The 15,045-nt window shown below is 68.7% G+C and carries 10 protein-coding genes; 8 read left to right on the top strand and 2 right to left on the bottom strand.

The genetic code is table 11. From position 1 onward, the window contains the following. Nucleotides 1-103 precede the first annotated feature (103 nt). Together ACZ6K0_RS13390 and ACZ6K0_RS13385 are read left to right on the top strand one after the other, a co-directional pair. Entirely contained in the window at nucleotides 104-6,394 is a 6,291-nt protein-coding gene (locus ACZ6K0_RS13390) for a hypothetical protein (protein ID WP_469232127.1), read from the top strand. After that, entirely contained in the window at nucleotides 6,366-7,076 is a 711-nt protein-coding gene (locus ACZ6K0_RS13385) for a hypothetical protein (RefSeq protein WP_469232125.1), read from the top strand. The genes ACZ6K0_RS13390 and ACZ6K0_RS13385 overlap by 29 nt, the downstream gene beginning before the upstream one ends. 39 nt (nucleotides 7,077-7,115) lie before the next feature. Here ACZ6K0_RS13385 and ACZ6K0_RS13380 read toward each other — a convergent pair whose 3' ends face one another. After that, entirely contained in the window at nucleotides 7,116-7,412 is a 297-nt protein-coding gene (locus ACZ6K0_RS13380; RefSeq protein ID WP_469232121.1) for a hypothetical protein, read from the bottom strand. Between the two features lie 962 nt (nucleotides 7,413-8,374). On the opposite strand from ACZ6K0_RS13380, the gene panD reads away from it, so the two are divergent. The 3 genes from panD to ACZ6K0_RS13365 all read left to right on the top strand — a co-directional run bounded on the left by panD (nucleotide 8,375) and on the right by ACZ6K0_RS13365 (nucleotide 11,006). Beyond that, complete coding sequence (panD, locus tag ACZ6K0_RS13375; RefSeq protein ID WP_314614239.1) at nucleotides 8,375-8,800, top strand: aspartate 1-decarboxylase; 426 nt, start codon at nucleotides 8,375-8,377, stop codon at nucleotides 8,798-8,800. A gap of 19 nt (nucleotides 8,801-8,819) precedes the next feature. Next, nucleotides 8,820-9,164, top strand: coding sequence for a GNAT family N-acetyltransferase (locus tag ACZ6K0_RS13370; protein ID WP_361971774.1), 345 nt, complete (start codon nucleotides 8,820-8,822; stop codon nucleotides 9,162-9,164). 408 nt (nucleotides 9,165-9,572) lie between these two features. Next, nucleotides 9,573-11,006, top strand: a complete 1,434-nt coding sequence (locus ACZ6K0_RS13365) for a transglycosylase family protein (protein WP_469232119.1) — start codon at nucleotides 9,573-9,575, stop codon at nucleotides 11,004-11,006. Here ACZ6K0_RS13365 and ACZ6K0_RS13360 read toward each other — a convergent pair. Beyond that, on the bottom strand, nucleotides 10,887-11,930 hold the full coding sequence (locus tag ACZ6K0_RS13360) for a DMT family transporter (protein WP_376409848.1): 1,044 nt from the start codon (nucleotides 11,928-11,930) through the stop codon (nucleotides 10,887-10,889). The genes ACZ6K0_RS13365 and ACZ6K0_RS13360 overlap by 120 nt on opposite strands. 251 nt (nucleotides 11,931-12,181) lie before the next feature. Between ACZ6K0_RS13360 and ACZ6K0_RS13355 the strand changes: the two genes are divergently transcribed. From ACZ6K0_RS13355 to ACZ6K0_RS13345, 3 genes are all read left to right on the top strand, one after another. After that, nucleotides 12,182-12,895 (top strand): (2Fe-2S)-binding protein, encoded by a 714-nt coding sequence (locus ACZ6K0_RS13355; RefSeq protein ID WP_376410210.1) that lies wholly within the window; start codon nucleotides 12,182-12,184, stop codon nucleotides 12,893-12,895. A 66-nt stretch (nucleotides 12,896-12,961) separates the two neighbouring features. After that, a complete protein-coding gene (locus ACZ6K0_RS13350; protein WP_376409845.1) occupies nucleotides 12,962-14,446 on the top strand; it encodes an SDR family NAD(P)-dependent oxidoreductase in 1,485 nt (494 codons plus the stop codon). A 279-nt stretch (nucleotides 14,447-14,725) separates the two neighbouring features. Next, nucleotides 14,726-14,896, top strand: coding sequence for a hypothetical protein (locus ACZ6K0_RS13345; protein WP_376409843.1), 171 nt, complete (start codon nucleotides 14,726-14,728; stop codon nucleotides 14,894-14,896). The last annotated feature ends 149 nt before the right edge of the window (nucleotides 14,897-15,045 follow it).

Genomic DNA, 15,045 nt, shown 5'->3' with positions numbered 1-15,045 from the left:
GAGAGGGGTGGGTAATGTATGTGCGCTTACACCGTCTTGGTCTGCTGTGATGTGAGGAGTCCCTTGCCCCCTTCCATCGCTGTGAAGACTGTCGGGAGTGGGTATGCCTGACACCGATCTTCTGCGTGCCAGCCGGGACGGTGATCAGTTCCATTACCACTGGGCGGCTCGCCAGGCGCTGAAACTACTGCTTCCCGACGCCGATCTGACCGCGATCGCTGTCGAGGGTGTGTCGCCCGACGACACCCAGGGCGAAGCTGGCGAGGACGTAGTCGACATCGCCGAGTACTACGGTGCGACCGGCCTTCACGAGGCCAACCGTGTGGTGTACCGGCAGCTGAAGCACTCGACCGTACAGGCCACGGAGGAGTGGACTGTGTCGGGTCTCTCGAAGACGGTCAAGGGGTTCGCGGAGAAGTTCAGGCAGATTCGTCAGGAGTCCCCGGGGCTCGAAGAGAAGGTGACCTTCGAGTTCCTTTCCAACCGACCGGTCCGCGAGTCCGTGCTTCGAGCGATCGAGGTCCTGGCAGCCGGTGGAGAGCCCGGTAAGTATGCGCACGAAGTCAAGTACCTCAGGCAGTATGCGGACTTCTCCGACGATGTAGCCGGTGAAGCCGTGTTCTTCAGTCGCCTAGAGGTGGATGCCACGGCCCCGGGCCTTCTGCGGCTCGAAGGGCTGTTCCGGCTGGACTTGACCGGTCTTCTTCCCGGTGCGCCGGATGTGCAGCCCCTGCTGCTGAAGGAGATGATCACCAGACGCGCGACCTCGCTCGAGGCGAACCACGTCGTTGAACGCTCCACGGTACTTGCCGCTCTCGGAGTTCCACCTGAGCATGTGCTGCCCGCGCCCAAGCTCATCGACCAACCCGGGCATGTCATCGTGACGGACCAGACTCGCGCGATCGTCGACGACATCGTCGGACTCATCGGGCGGCCCGTCGTCGTTCACGCGGCCGGTGGCGTGGGCAAGTCGGTGCTCACGACACAGATCGAACCGAATCTGCCTTCCGGCTCGGTCACACTCGTCTACGACTGCTTCGGAAACGGTGGGTACCGGCGTTCCAGTTCACCGCGCCATCAACATCGCCAAGGTTTGGTGCAGTTGGCGAACGAGCTTGCTGCGCATGCCCTTTGCGATCCGCTGATCCCGGTGGGCACAGCTCAGCCGGCCGACTACGCGAGGGCGTTCATGGCCAGGGTCCGGGGCGCTGCGGAGGCTGTCACGGCCTCCGCTCCCGGGGCGCTCCTGGTTCTTGTCGTGGACGCGGCTGACAACGCGGCGCTCATCGCGAACGATTGCGGGGAGCGGACCTTCGTCACGGACGTGCTGCGCGAGACGCTGCCGGACAACGTGCGGCTCGTGATGTTGTGCCGCAGCGAACGCATCGATCTGTTGAAACCGCCGCCCAACGTGTACAGAATCGAGCTCGAGGGCTTCGGCGTGGCCGAGTCCAAGCAGCATCTTGAGTCGGTACTCGGGCCGGTCTCGGAGGCACAGGCGGCCGAGTTCCATCGGCGTACCGGCGGCAACCCTCGGATCCAGGCCCTCGTTCTGGGTATGGCCTCGGACATCGAGTCCTGTCTGGTCTCTCTCGGGGAGGCGAGGCAGCACCCCGACGGCTCCCTCTTCGACGAACTCCTCCAGGACATGGTGGACCGATGCAAAGACGCCCACCACCTGAGCGCGGAGATCGACCGTCTGTGCGAGGCCCTGGCTGCGCTCCGGCCGAGGTTGCCCGTCAAGGTTCTGACCGAGCTGTGCGGAGTACCGGCCGCCCTTGTGCACAGCTTCGCGGCCGATCTCGGACGCCCGCTCCTCGTCGACGGTGACACGCTGCAGTTCCGTGACGAACCGACCGAGACCTGGTTCCGGACGAAGTACCGTCCCACCGGCAGCTCCCTGATCGATTTCATCGACCGACTGACCCCGCTCGCCGCCAACGAACCGTACGTGGCTGCCAGTTTGCCCCAACTGCTCTGGGAGGCCGGCCAGGTCGACACCCTCGTCGAACTCGCGATGACCGACGGCGCCCTACCCGAGGGCGATGACCTGGAACAACGGGAGATCGCCCAGCAACGGGCCCAGTTCGCTCTCAAAGCCACACTGCGCGTGGGAAAGGAGTGGGAGGCAACCCGGCTGGCCGTCAAGGCCGGCAGCCTGGCCGCCGGCCACTCCCGCCGCCTTCAACTGCTGCGGTCCAACACCGATCTGGCGGGGCAGTTCCTGGATGCCGTCACGATCGAGGACATCGTCGCGAACCGCAGCCTCGTTGGCGACTGGCCCGGTTCCAATCTTCACTGCGAGGGCGCCCTTCTCTCATTCGCCGCCGGCCAGACCGACTTCGCCCGCAGTCGGCTGCGCAGCGCCTCGGAATGGCTCAGGGCATGGGTGCAGCAGTCGGACGACGACGATGCGAACCGGCACAGAGTCACCGCGACGGATATTGCCGAGGTCGCCTTCGGGCTTCTCAACACCGACGGTGTAGAAGCATGTGTCAGCCATCTTGCTCGGTGGAGCCCCAACTGGGTGGCCTTCGAGGCCGGACTGATCATCGCCACCCGGCTTGCCGACTCGGGCCGCACCGAGGATCTGGAGGCTCTCGGCCTTGCGGCCGTGTCCTTGAAATACCTTCAGCTCGCGGTCGCTTCTGCCGCCTGGCAGGCCAACTTCGTCTGCCAGGCGCCCCTTGCGCGGCGCTTGGTGAGAAGGCTGAAGCGCCAGCGCCGATCCGTCTCCGCTCGTCGGCACCCGGGATACTCCGCAGAGAACAAGGAGCTTCCAGCGGTCGGTTGGATCGTCGCGATGGGCCTGCGCCACGGACTTCTCTCGGACGGGGAAGCCGAGCGGATCCTGCGGCTGAATCTCCCCGGCGACCTGGGTAGGGGAGCCGGAAGCCGCTGGGGGCGCGGCACCGACACGATCACGCTGTTGTGCGGCTTCGCGTTGCTGTCGAAGATCCGGAGACAGCCCTTCGACGCGGACGAGTTCGCCGGCGAAGACGTCCGGGAAGCGCGAAAGAAGCCGCACACGTACTCAAGTACCGCAAACGACCACAAGCGGAATGTCGTGCCCCTCGGCGCCTGGGCGAGCCTGTGGATCGACTGCCTCGTCGGAACCGCCAGCGACACGGAAAGTCTCTTCCCGGAACTCGTACCCCCTACCCCGTCCCACCGGACCCTTGAGGAGGTGCCCCACTTCCTGCACAGAGGCATTGCCGGGCTCGGCGTCCGGATCCTAGCCTTCGGCTCGTCCGAGGGAACGCGCCAGCAATTGCTCGACTGGTACCGAAGCGCGCAGCGGCACCTTCCTGATGGGGTCCTCATCGACGCTGTCCGAGCAGCGGCTCCTGTCGATGAGTTGCAGCACATCGCCGTCGAACTCGCTGAATCCGTGGCCGCTTCGCTCGACGCGGCTAAGGAGAGTGCCGAGTACAAGGCGGAGCAGATGGTGAAACTTACTCGCGCCGTCCAGCGATTCGACAGAAGCGAAGCTCACGCTTACTTCACCCAGGCGATCGATCTGACCGACCGCGTGGGCGACGACGTACACGCGTTGTGGCGGGCCTTCCTCTCCGTCGCCCGCCGAGCATCCGACGGCAATCACGACGACGACCGTCGTGCCTATCGCGTCGCCCAACTCACCGAAAGCCTGGAACCCTACCTTGGGGACGCAACGAATCACTCCGAGGTACTGGCCTCCATGGGCCGCTTGAGCGCCGCGACCGCGACGACCGTCGCGTCCCGCTGGCGCGACCGCCGCTTCTGCTCCGTGGGCTCATTCATCCAGGCACTGCTCGACGCAGAGGCCGGCCCGCTCGCTCCGTCCGCCGTTACCGCCGCAGCGCTGGTGCCGTTCGACGAGCACCGCGTCGATGAACTCCGTCTCGTCGAACGAGCACTGCGCGAGACTCCGCGAGACGGTGAGCGTATCGCTGGAACGTTGGGACAATTCCTACGGCCACGACGCTTCAGCAGCGCATCCTTCGAACGCCTCGACCGGACCGCCGCCGAACTGGACGTCGACATCTCCGGAACACTGCTCGCCCCTGGCAAACGCCACATCGCCTTCTCCGCATCGGGCGGTTACAGCTCGGGCCGATGGACCCCGGACAATGAGCAGGACGCAGCGCGAGCGGCTCGTGCACGGCAGGCCGAGGACGCCCTGGCAGAGTGCGACTTCTCCACCGCCGAAGGCTGGGAGCAGGCCCGCCACCTCGTTCGCACGTCCGACCACCTGCTGTATATGGAGCAGGTCATAGCCCACGCAGTAAGGGTGCCCCTGCGTGAACTTGACGACATGCTGGCCGCGTTCCAGTCCCATCCCAACCTCGACGCTTTCGACTACGCGCAGATGGTCAAGAAGCTGGCTGCTCTGCCGCTGCTGCCACGAGCGGCGCGCCAGCAATTGAGGCATCTCGCGAACACGGCCGCGACCCGGTTCAGTCGGGAGCTGACCACCAAGGTCTACGACCCCATCGGCCTGTCCGAACTCGCTCGTCTGGCCGACGAGCGCGATGCGGATCTGCTCGCGACGGCTCTTCGAGAACTCGGTTCGCAGTCGGCCGTGCTTCCCCCCGAGGAGTGCTATCACCTGGCAGCTCGGCTTGCCCCACGCCTTACCGGTCAGCAGGCGCAGGTTGTCCTCGACGACTTCGGCACCATGCTGGCTGACCTCTGCCCCGAGGATTCGGGCGACGGTGGGTTCGCCGACCTTCCCACTGGGCCGACCGGAGTCGTGGAGTGCTTCGCAGGCTATCTGTGGGCAGTCCTGGGTGACCCCGAGCAGGACGTCAGGTGGCGGGCCGCACACTGTGTCAGGCTCCTCGCCGAACTTAACTGCCAAGAAGAACTTGACGCCCTCCTACGATTCGCGCTCGGCACGATCGATGTGACTCCGTTCCATGATGCCCGTCTGCCCTTCTACGATCGGCACGCCCGTCAATGGCTGCTCTTCGCCCTCGCGCGGGCCGCTCAGAACCCCGCGACGCATCGGACACTTGCAGAGTTCGAGCCCTTGCTGCGGAGAGTGCTCTTCGACGACGGACCGCACGTTGTGATGCAGGAGAGCGCGAAAAGGATCTGTCTGGCCCTCGCCTCGTCCCGCCCTGAGATCCTGAGCGCAGAGGAGTTCGCCACCGTACGCGAGATCAACATCCCGACGGAAATCCTCACTGAGTCGTGGGAGGAACGAGCAGCAAGAAATCGAAGCCGTATGGAGGACGAAGCCCACGAATCCGAACCGAGCGACTTTCGCTTCTTCTGGGATTTCAAGGATGACTGGTGCAAGCCCCTCGGCGAAGCCTTTGGGGTCTCCGAGGAGACCGTCATAGGTCTCGCTGGGCGCACGATCACGGACGCCTGGCGGCTCCCCTACCGCGGCACCCACGAGGACGACCCGCGCCACACCCTCAGGCTGTACAAGGACGGGAGCACCTTCGCCTACCGTACGACCCGGCCGGACGCCGACGACCTGGACTTCTACCTCACGACTCACGCCCTGTGGACCGTGGCCGGGGAGTTGCTCAAGGTGCATCCCGTGTACCGGGAGAGCGGGGCGGACATGGACCTGTTCACTGACTGGCTTCGTGATTTCCGCGTCACTCGAGACGACGGCAGGTGGCTTGCCGACCGACGGGACCCCTCACCGCAGAGCGTTTTGAGAGGAAAGAACGAATCCCCGGACGCCGACTGGGTCTGGCGGCTGAACAGCAGGCACTTCAGTGAGCGTCTCGTGGCGGGTGACGGATGGGTCACAGTCTGGGAAAGCTCCGATGACGCGGGATATGAAGCTGAGCAGAGCGTCTTGATCCGTAGTGCCCTCGTCACTCCCGAGAGGGCCAGGGCACTGGTACTTGCCCTGCAGACAGCCCCTTCGTACATGGGCTACCGCATTCCCGATGCCAATGACAGCGACTACCAGTTCGACGTCCAAGGTTTCCGGCTCACCGGTTGGATCATCGATCCTGACGGGCGTGAGGGGATGGACAGTAAGGATCCGCTGGCCGCAGGGATCAAGTACCCGCCCTATATGCCTTCTGATGAAGTCATCGATCTGCTAGGGCTGGAAGCGGACGCAGATATGCGCGAATGGACTCGGGCTGATGACATCGCTCTTCGTAGCACCTGCTGGGACGATACTTCTACGACCGGTTCGGACCGTGTGACGGGTACTCAGGGACGGCGGCTGGAAATTCAGCGGGACGCCCTTCAGGAATTGCTGGCTCTGGCCGAACAGAGCATGATCGTCGAAGTGATGATCGACCGTACACACAAAGACCAGAAGCAGAGCTACACGACGAGGTCCCGCCAAAACGATGACGAATCCCTCCCCCCACGCGAACGGTCCTACAAGATTTACCTCTTCGATGACTCCGGAAGATGCGGCGAGCTTTGAGCGGACCCTCGAACTTGGCAAGGAGATCGCCGACAGTCTCTCTGAGAGTGATGTCCTGGGCCGCTGGATGGCCCACCGCATCGGTGACTTGATCGTGCAGGCGGAGGACGCCACGGGAGCAGAGGCGGATGGCGTACGCCGCGAAGCGACGACCGTCATCCTCGCGCTCTGGGACCACCGGACGGCATTCCCATCCCAAACTCCACCGCTGCGCGCGTTCGATTCCGTGTTCAGGGCATTGGAACGACTGAGCGAGCCCCAGGACCGCTGGAGCTTTTACCGGATGTTCCCGTCTGGGAGTGAACCCAGTGAGGACGACATGGTCGGAGCACCACTGCTTCGGGTGGCGCTGAGCCTTGAGGAGACCGTCCGTGGGGTGGTAGGTGAGATTGTCGCGCTTGCTGCCCAAGAGGCCGACGACAAGGAGGCCAAGTGGTTGAAGCTCTCGGAGCATCTCGAACCGGACGAACAACGAGCGGCGCGGGACGCCTTCCTTCGGCTGGCGCACACCCTCAAGGCGTACACCGATGGTGAAGATGGCGATCCCGCCGCACGCACAGGGCTCCCGAAGCTGATCGCTGCTCTGCAACGTGCCGAGTCACAGCTCGCAGAAGCTCGGCGGGCCCTCGAAGACGCTCTGCCCGCGATGCCGTCGGAGCGTGAACCCGACGGGCCGGTGTGAGGGTAGGGGCCTTTTTGGCGCCGCGAGGCGTAAAAGCCGCTACTGCCCGAAGGACGGATCCGGTCCGAAGTCGGCGACCTGCATGGTGGCGGATCCACCGGGCGGGCTGTTGAGCACCCCGCGGACGCGCACGGGGATGCCGGAGTCGTGGCAGCGGACTGCTTCGTGATAGCCGGCGTCGGGGAGGTCCATCCAGACTGTGCGACTGCGTCGCTGGATGAGGGCTTGGACGCCCACCCTGCGTGTCTCGTCGTCCGGATGCTGGTTCAGATGGGTGACCAGACCGAAGATCACGTTCTCGCGGCTGTAGACGCTCGTCTTGAGCTGATCGGACACCCGCTCCACGATCGCGATGGCGTCGTGGTTGAACTCGACCGATGTGGTAGCCCTCGTTGGTGAGGGCGAGAAGGGAGTCGCGACCGCCTGCCAGGGCCTGGGTGTACTTGAGTGCGCCCCAGTGCTCCGCCAGTCCCCGGCCCGCACCCCGCCACGACAGAGCGGTGGCCCGGGCGAGGGTGTGGAGCACGTCCCAGAGGGTCATTTCGAACTGCCGGGGCAGCTCCGTCGGCAGGATCGGGACGAGGGCGGGCTTCCGGCTGAGCGGCTCGTTCTCCTTCCGCTTCTCGTCGTCCGCTGCGATGGCGGCCTTCACCTTTCCGACGAGCGCGTCATCGGAGTGCACGGAGACGTTCGAGGGCTGAGTCAGGTCCTGGAGCACTTCCTCGGTCGGCTTCAACAGCTCTCCTTCACGGTGTGCGCGGGCGGTTCGCCATCGGGCTAGACCGTACGGAAGGGAGGAGCGGCGCACGCGAGTGCGCAGGGGCGTGTGGCTTTGGCTTCGTGCTGGGCGGGCTGGCGTGGGCGCCTTGGACCCGCCTCGCTCGCGAGTTCCGCGCTGCCGAGGGGCCTCGGGCGGGTGGCAGGCAGCGAGCTGGCTTTCGAGGCGGCCGAGCGTCGACCGGCTGATGGCCGAAGGAGCCGTGTTCCGTGAACCGGAGCGATGCCGTGCTCGACAGGGCGGTGGTGTGCGTGCGTACGTCGTCCGTGTGTGCAGAGCGGTCTCTCGCTTACCTGATAGATCATCAGGTAAGTCAGCATCCGGTCAGCATGAGTCCCCGCGCGTTCCGGGACGGTCGCCCCAACAGGGGCCGGTGCGAAGGGAAACCCCAGGCGGGAAGCCGTCCAGCCAGGCCGGAGCGATGTTCCTCACAAACATCGTCCGGCGCGTGCCGGTGTACAGTCGAGACCGCCCTTGACCTGCACAAAGCAGGCAGGGAGCCGTCTCAGAGGAGTTCACAGTGCTGCGCACTCTGTTCAAGTCCAAGATCCACCGGGCGACCGTGACCCAGGCCGATCTGCACTACGTCGGGTCGGTCACCGTCGACGCGGAGCTGATGGAGGCGGCCGATCTGCTGCCCGGCGAGCTCGTGCACATCGTCGACATCGACAACGGCGCCCGGCTGGAGACCTACGTCATCGAGGGCGAGCGCGGCTCCGGTGTCATCGGGATCAACGGCGCCGCCGCGCACCTCGTGCACCCCGGCGACCTCGTCATCCTCATCAGCTACGCGCAGGTCGAGGACGCCGAGGCGCGCGCGTTCCGGCCGCGTGTCGTGCACGTCGACGCGGACAACCGCATCGTGGAGCTCGGGGAGGACGCCTCCGCTCCCGTTCCCGGGAGCGACACGGTCCGTGCCCCGCACGCCGTACCCGCCCAGATCTGAGCCGAGGGAGAGCCACCGCATGGCCGAGCTGAAGATCCGCGACGACCGGACGAACGGACGCCTTGAGGCGTTCGAGGAGGACACCTTCGTCGGTGTCGTCGTCTACTTCGTCCTCGACGCCGAACCCCACGCCCTCGTGGCGGTCCACACCGTCGTCGAGGACGGGCACGAGGGGAAGGGGATCGCCGGAGCGCTCGTTCGCGAGTTCTACACGATCGCCGCCGGCGAGGGCGTGCCCGTCGTGCCGCTCTGCCCGTACGCCGCCAAGTGGGCCGAGCGTCACCCGGACGAGGCCCCTGTCCCTCCGGCGGACGTCGTCCGCGCGGCGAAGCTCCAGCTCAAGGCCACCCCCGGCCTCTGGTGATCCCGGGCGGGGGGCAGGACAGGCCCCCCGAAGGGCGGGATCCGGCGGGCGCGAGCCGGTCCGCCGGGTCACCCTGGGGAGCGAGGATCCCGACGACCGAGAGGTCCGTGATGACGCACCCGTTCCCCGATCCGCTGCCCCCGACCGTCCCGCCCCCGGTGCCCTCCCCGCCGCCGGTACCCCCGCCCAACCCCGTACCGACGCCGCCGGATCCCGTGCCCAGCCCGGTGCCCGAGCCCGGCGGACCCGTACCGGAACCCGAGCCTCAGCCCCAGCCTGGCCCCGCCGGGCACTGCCGGCCGTCAACGGGAAGGTGACGAACAGCGGTTGAGGTTCCGCGTAGGCCCTTGTCACGGAGCGTGCGCCACCCCTAACTTGGACGGCTGTTGCTGTGTTCAAGGGGGGCCCATGGCCGTACGCGGACGTCACCGCCGGCACCAGCCGAGCAGGATCAACCGTGCCTCGCTCACCGTCACCGCGGGAAGCGCCGGAATGGCGCTGCCGCTGATCGGCGCGGGAGCCGTACAGGCCGCCTCGCTGGACGTCTGGGAGAAGGTCGCGTCCTGCGAGTCCTCCTCCAACTGGCGCATCAACACCGGGAACGGCTACTTCGGCGGCCTCCAGTTCAGCCAGTCCACCTGGGAGAGCTACGGCGGCACGCACTACGCGCCGCGCGCCGACCTCGCCTCCAAGGACCAGCAGATCGCGATCGCCGAGCGCGTCCTCAAGGGCCAGGGGCCCGGAGCCTGGCCGGCGTGCGGCCCGAGCGCGGGCCTCGCCCGGGGCGGCGAGTCCCCGTCCGCCGGGGGGAACGCGCCGACGACCGCATCCCTGCCGGGGCAGCGCGTCTTACCCGAGCGGGTCACCCCGCGCGCCGCCGGTCCGACCACCGTGCCCACGGTCCGCGAGATGTACACGGTGACGCCCGGCGACTCCCTCTCGAAGATCGCCCGCGACGAGCGGGTCCAGGGCGGCTGGAAGCGGCTGTACGAGTCGAACCGGCCCGTCGTCGGCGACGACCCCGACCTGATCCACCCCGGCCAGCGGCTGACCCTGCGCATCGCCGCACCGAAGAAGCCGAAGAAGGCGGCCGAGGCGGCGCAGACGGCTCCTCCGCGGGTCGTGACGCCCCCGCCGGCGAAGGCAGCGCCTCCCATGAAGGCCGCCCTCCCGGTGAAGGCCGCCCCGTCGAAGCACCCGGCCACGAAGGCGCCCGCGCCGAAGACACCTGCGGCGAAGGCCCCCGCCACCAAGGCCCCCGCCACCAAGGCGCCGGTTCCTCGGACCACTCCCGCGGCCAAGCCGGCCACCAAGCCCGCGGCCAAGCCATCCGCGCAGCCCAAGCCCAAGCCCAAGCCGAAGCCGAAGACGCACACGCAGGCGAAGCCCGTCCCTCGGCCCGCGCCCAAGCCCCGTCCCGCCGCCGCGCCGGACGAGGACCGCTTCTCCGCCCCCGTCTCCGCCGACATCGGCACCCGCTACGGCACCCGCGGATCCTCCTGGTCCAGCGGCTACCACACCGGGGTCGACTTCCCCGTCCCCACCGGCACCTCCGTCAAGGCCGTCGCCGACGCCCGGGTCGTCTCCGCCGGGTGGGGCGGGGCGTACGGCTACCAGGTCGTCCTGCGCCACGAGGACGGCCGCTACAGCCAGTACGCGCACCTGTCCGCGCTCACCGTCCGTGAGGGCCAGCGGGTCCAGAGCGGTCAGCGCATCGGGCGCTCAGGATCGACCGGCAACAGCTCGGGACCGCATCTCCACTTCGAGGTGCGGACGGGTCCCGGGTACGGCTCCGACATCGACCCGCTGGCCTACCTCAGGGCACGGGGCGTCTCCATCTGACGCCGACGGCGCCGACGACCCCGTAGACCCCGCAGGCCCCGACGTGCGGTCCGGCCGGGCCTTCCCGGCCGGATCTGACACCGACAGGGCCTCCGGCGGGGCCGACATGCGGTCCAGGGTGAGCTGGACGAGCCCGCCCGCCGCGACCGCGCCGCAGATCAGCGCGGCGACGGTGCCCGCCGTGCCGTAACGGAAGCTCTCACCGAAGAGCGTGAGGCCCACGGCCGCCGCGACCACCGGGTTCACCACCGTGACCGTGGCGAGCGGGGCGGCAAGACCGGCACCCCGGTACGAGGCCTGCGAGAGGAGCAGCCCCGTCACGGCGAGCGCCGAGAGCACGAGCAGTCCCGTCCACTCGGCGAGCGGGGCGCCGGAGGTCCACTCCTCGGCCACGGACTTCGTGAAGACCGAGGCCATGCCGAAGGAGACGCCGGCCGCCGCGGCCAGGATCACGCTGCGCAGCACGGACCGGCCCACCAGGTGCGCCACCGTGAACAGGACGGCCACCACGGCGGAGGTGCCCGCCGCGAGCAGCCACCGCTCCCCGTCGGCGAGCGACTGCGCGTCCGTGCCGTTGGTGAGGCTCAGCAGGCCGGCGAGGCCGACCGTGGCCATGAGGGCGCCGCGCCAGGCCCGCCGCCCGGCCTTGCGGCCGACGAAGAGGGCCGCCATGGGCAGCGCGAACACGATCGTGAGGGCGCCCAGCGGCTGGACCAGGCTGAGCGGACCGAGCGCGAGGGCGACCACGTGCAGGGTCGCCCCGAGACCGTTGAGCAGGACGGACCCCCACCAGGCCGGGCTGCGCAGCGGCGCGTAGCGGGGACCGGCGGCGGAGGCCGCGACCCGCTCCTGCACGATCGCCGCGGCCGCGTAGGCGACCGCCGAGACCAGGGACAGGAGCACGGACAGCAGGAGGGGGCTCATACCCTCCACGATCTCTCTTCCGGGCGATTTCGGCGTCGTACCAGGGAAGGTCTTGCCGGGTACCGCCGTCGCAGTACACGGCTCGCGCGTACGACCGGAGATGTACACCCTCGCAGGTCGGAACGGGTGGAACGGGATCTTTCCGGCGCCCGGTCCCGGCGCGGAAGGAATCGCGGAAGAATCATGAAGCGCGGGCCGGGAGGCCTCGCCACGGCAACGGGGAAAGTGGGGGTCGACGCGTGGGACCGGACCTGGATCTCGTCGAGAGCGGATCGGTGGGCGGATTCTTCGCGCTGCGGACCACCGCGCCGGAGGCCGGAGGGGCCCACCGCCCCCTCGCCCTGCTGTACGCGGGGGAGGACGGCCCCCTCACCGCGCGCGTGGACCGGGTCGCCGCCCGGCTCCGCGCTCCCGAGCGCCGGGTCGGGGCCTCCGTCGCCCACCTCGGGCTCGCGGCCAGGCTCTGGTCGACCGCGCTCGGACCGGCCGCGCTGTACGGGCGCTTCCCCGACCTCGCCCCCGGCGAGCTGTACTGGGACGGGGCGCTGACCTCCCCCGACGACCTGTGGTGGGCCGGCTCCGCGACCCGTCCGGCCACCGTGGAGGCCCTCCGCGCGGCCGTCCAGGAGGCCCACCTCGTCCCGCTGCACGCGGCGCTGCGCCGCGACGGCCGGATCTCGCCCCGGCTGCTCTGGGGCAATGCCGGCTCCGCCCTCGCCGGAGCCCTGCGCGAGCTCACCCGCTGGGCCCGCGCGCGGGACCGGCCGGAGGTCGCCGAGCGGGCCGCCGCCCTCGTCTCCGGGCTCCTCGACCACCCGGACCTCGCCGGTACGGTCCGCGGCCCCCGGCTGCGCCGCGCCAGCTGCTGCCTCTACTACCGCTGTCCCGGCGGCGGCCTGTGCGGGGACTGTGTCTTCGACCACGCCCCCCGAACGGGTTTGGAGGGGCGGCCCCCCGCTCCGTAAAGTTGCTTCTTCGAGAGCCCGCAAGCGGCGGCGACGACGGACGAGCGAACGAGGAACCCGAAGGCCATGACGGTGACCGAAGAAAACCAGGACTACGGGCCGGGCGTCGACCCCGAGCGCCTGGCCGTCTGCCTGAGCGTCCTCGACGAGCTCGACGAGCTGGACGTCGACCACCCGGACGCGATCGTCGTCCGGCGCGCCACCGCCGGGATCTACCGGACCGTGAAGCAGCGCCGCCGCCAGGAGCGCCGGGCCGCCAAGACCGCCAACGACAAGGCGGTCACCGAGGCCACGGCCACCGGATCCGCGCAGCGCATCGACGACGAGACCGAGGGCATCCTGCCCTCCTCGGTGACGGAGGAAGGGCGGATCGCGGGGATACTCCAGCGTCCGCGCTCCTGCTACGTCTGCAAGACGCGCTTCGTCGAGGTCGACTACTTCTACCACCAGCTCTGCCAGCCCTGCGCGGCGCTGAACCGGACCAAGCGGGACGCGAGCGCCGACCTCTCCGGCAAGCGTGCGCTGCTCACCGGCGGCCGGGCCAAGATCGGCATGTACATCGCGCTGCGGCTGCTCCGCGACGGCGCCCACACGACGATCACCACGCGCTTCCCCAAGGACGCCATCCGCCGCTTCAAGGCGATGGACGACTCCGCGGACTGGATGCACCGCCTGGAGGTCGTCGGCATCGACCTGCGCGACCCGGCCCAGGCCGTGGCCCTCGCCGACCAGATGGCCGAGGCCGGGCCGCTGGACATCCTCATCAACAACGCGACGCAGACCGTGCGCCGCCTGCCCTCCGCCTACGCCGCCCTGGTCGACGGCGAGGCAGCCCCGCTGCCCGCCGGAGAGCTCCCGGCACACCACGTCATCGGCGCGTTCAACTCCGGCGCGGTCGGCGAGCTCGGGACGGCCGCCGCGCTGCCCGTCGGGGCGAGCGGCCTGGAGGCACAGCAGGTCGCCGACCTCGCCCTGGTCGCCGGCAACGCCAGCATCGCCCGGCACCTCGACGGCACCGCCATCGACGCGGGCGGCCTGGTGCCGGACGTCGTCGAGTCCAACACCTGGGTGCAGAGCATCGAGCAGATCTCCCCGGTGGAGCTCCTCGAAACCCAGCTGTGCAACTACACGGCGCCGTTCATCCTGATCAGCAAGTTGCGCCCGGCGATGGCCGACGCGGCGAAGAAGGCGGCCAGCGGGCGCGCCTACGTCGTCAACGTCTCGGCGATGGAGGGCGTCTTCAGCCGCGGCTACAAGGGCGCGGGGCACCCGAACACCAACGCCGCGAAGGCCGCGATGAACATGGTGACGCGGACCAGCGGCCAGGAGATGTTCGAGACCGACGGCATCCTCATGACCTCGGTCGACACCGGCTGGATCACCGACGAGCGTCCGCACTTCGACAAGCTGCGCCTCGCCGAGGAGGGCTTCCACGCCCCGCTCGACCTGGTCGACGGCGCGGCCCGCGTGTACGACCCCGTCGTGCGCGGCGAGGCCGGCGAGGACCTGTACGGCTGCTTCCTGAAGGACTACGCCCCCGCCAACTGGTAGGCGGCGGATCCACGGCCGGAAAAGGGCGCTCTACCTGCTGGTAGGGCGCCCTTTTCGGCTTCATTCACTCGATCGCATCACACTTCTGAGCCCGGTAGAGCGCAGGCGCGCTCATTTGGTTACTCTGATGTCCACGGTCGGCCACCGAGGAGACACACCATCCTCACGGCCGGTCCGGGGACTGGCCTGCCACCAAGGCCGCGGTCCCGCCCGATGAACGGCGCCACCGCGACCGACGGCACCAAGGCCCCATTGGTACGCGACACAAAGGAGTGCGCGGTGACACCCGAACTGACGAAGCAGGAACCGAAGCCGGCCGAATCCCACGACCGGCCCCGCCGGAACGGCGAGCTGGGAAGCCTGGAAGTGTGGGCCCATGCGGCCCCGATCCGGCTGGCGGGCTACGAGGACGACCTCGCGGAGCCCCACATCCTGCCCGGCATCGACTGAGTCGTCGACCGAGTGACCGGCCCGGCCGTCGACCGGGTCGTCGGCCCAGCCATCGACCGAACCGGTGCCCTGAGCTAACCCTTGCCGCACGCCGCTGCCCCCGTCCGCCTTCCGGCCGGGGGCAGCGGCATGTCCCCTACGCCGGGGCA

This window comes from Streptomyces sp. NPDC042346 (genome assembly GCF_055581845.1).
This window is presented reverse-complemented; position numbering and strand designations above follow the sequence as displayed.

What these genes read in the sequence shown, in the direction of transcription:
- ACZ6K0_RS13360 (WP_376409848.1), bottom strand. Translation starts at nt 11,930, where the DNA reads ATGAGCCCCCTCCTGCTGTCCGTGCTCCTGTCCCTGGTCTCGGCGGTC.
- ACZ6K0_RS13390 (WP_469232127.1), top strand. Translation starts at nt 104, where the DNA reads ATGCCTGACACCGATCTTCTGCGTGCCAGCCGGGACGGTGATCAGTTC.
- ACZ6K0_RS13385 (WP_469232125.1), top strand. Translation starts at nt 6,366, where the DNA reads ATGACTCCGGAAGATGCGGCGAGCTTTGAGCGGACCCTCGAACTTGGC.
- ACZ6K0_RS13365 (WP_469232119.1), top strand. Translation starts at nt 9,573, where the DNA reads ATGGCCGTACGCGGACGTCACCGCCGGCACCAGCCGAGCAGGATCAAC.
- ACZ6K0_RS13350 (WP_376409845.1), top strand. Translation starts at nt 12,962, where the DNA reads ATGACGGTGACCGAAGAAAACCAGGACTACGGGCCGGGCGTCGACCCC.
- ACZ6K0_RS13370 (WP_361971774.1), top strand. Translation starts at nt 8,820, where the DNA reads ATGGCCGAGCTGAAGATCCGCGACGACCGGACGAACGGACGCCTTGAG.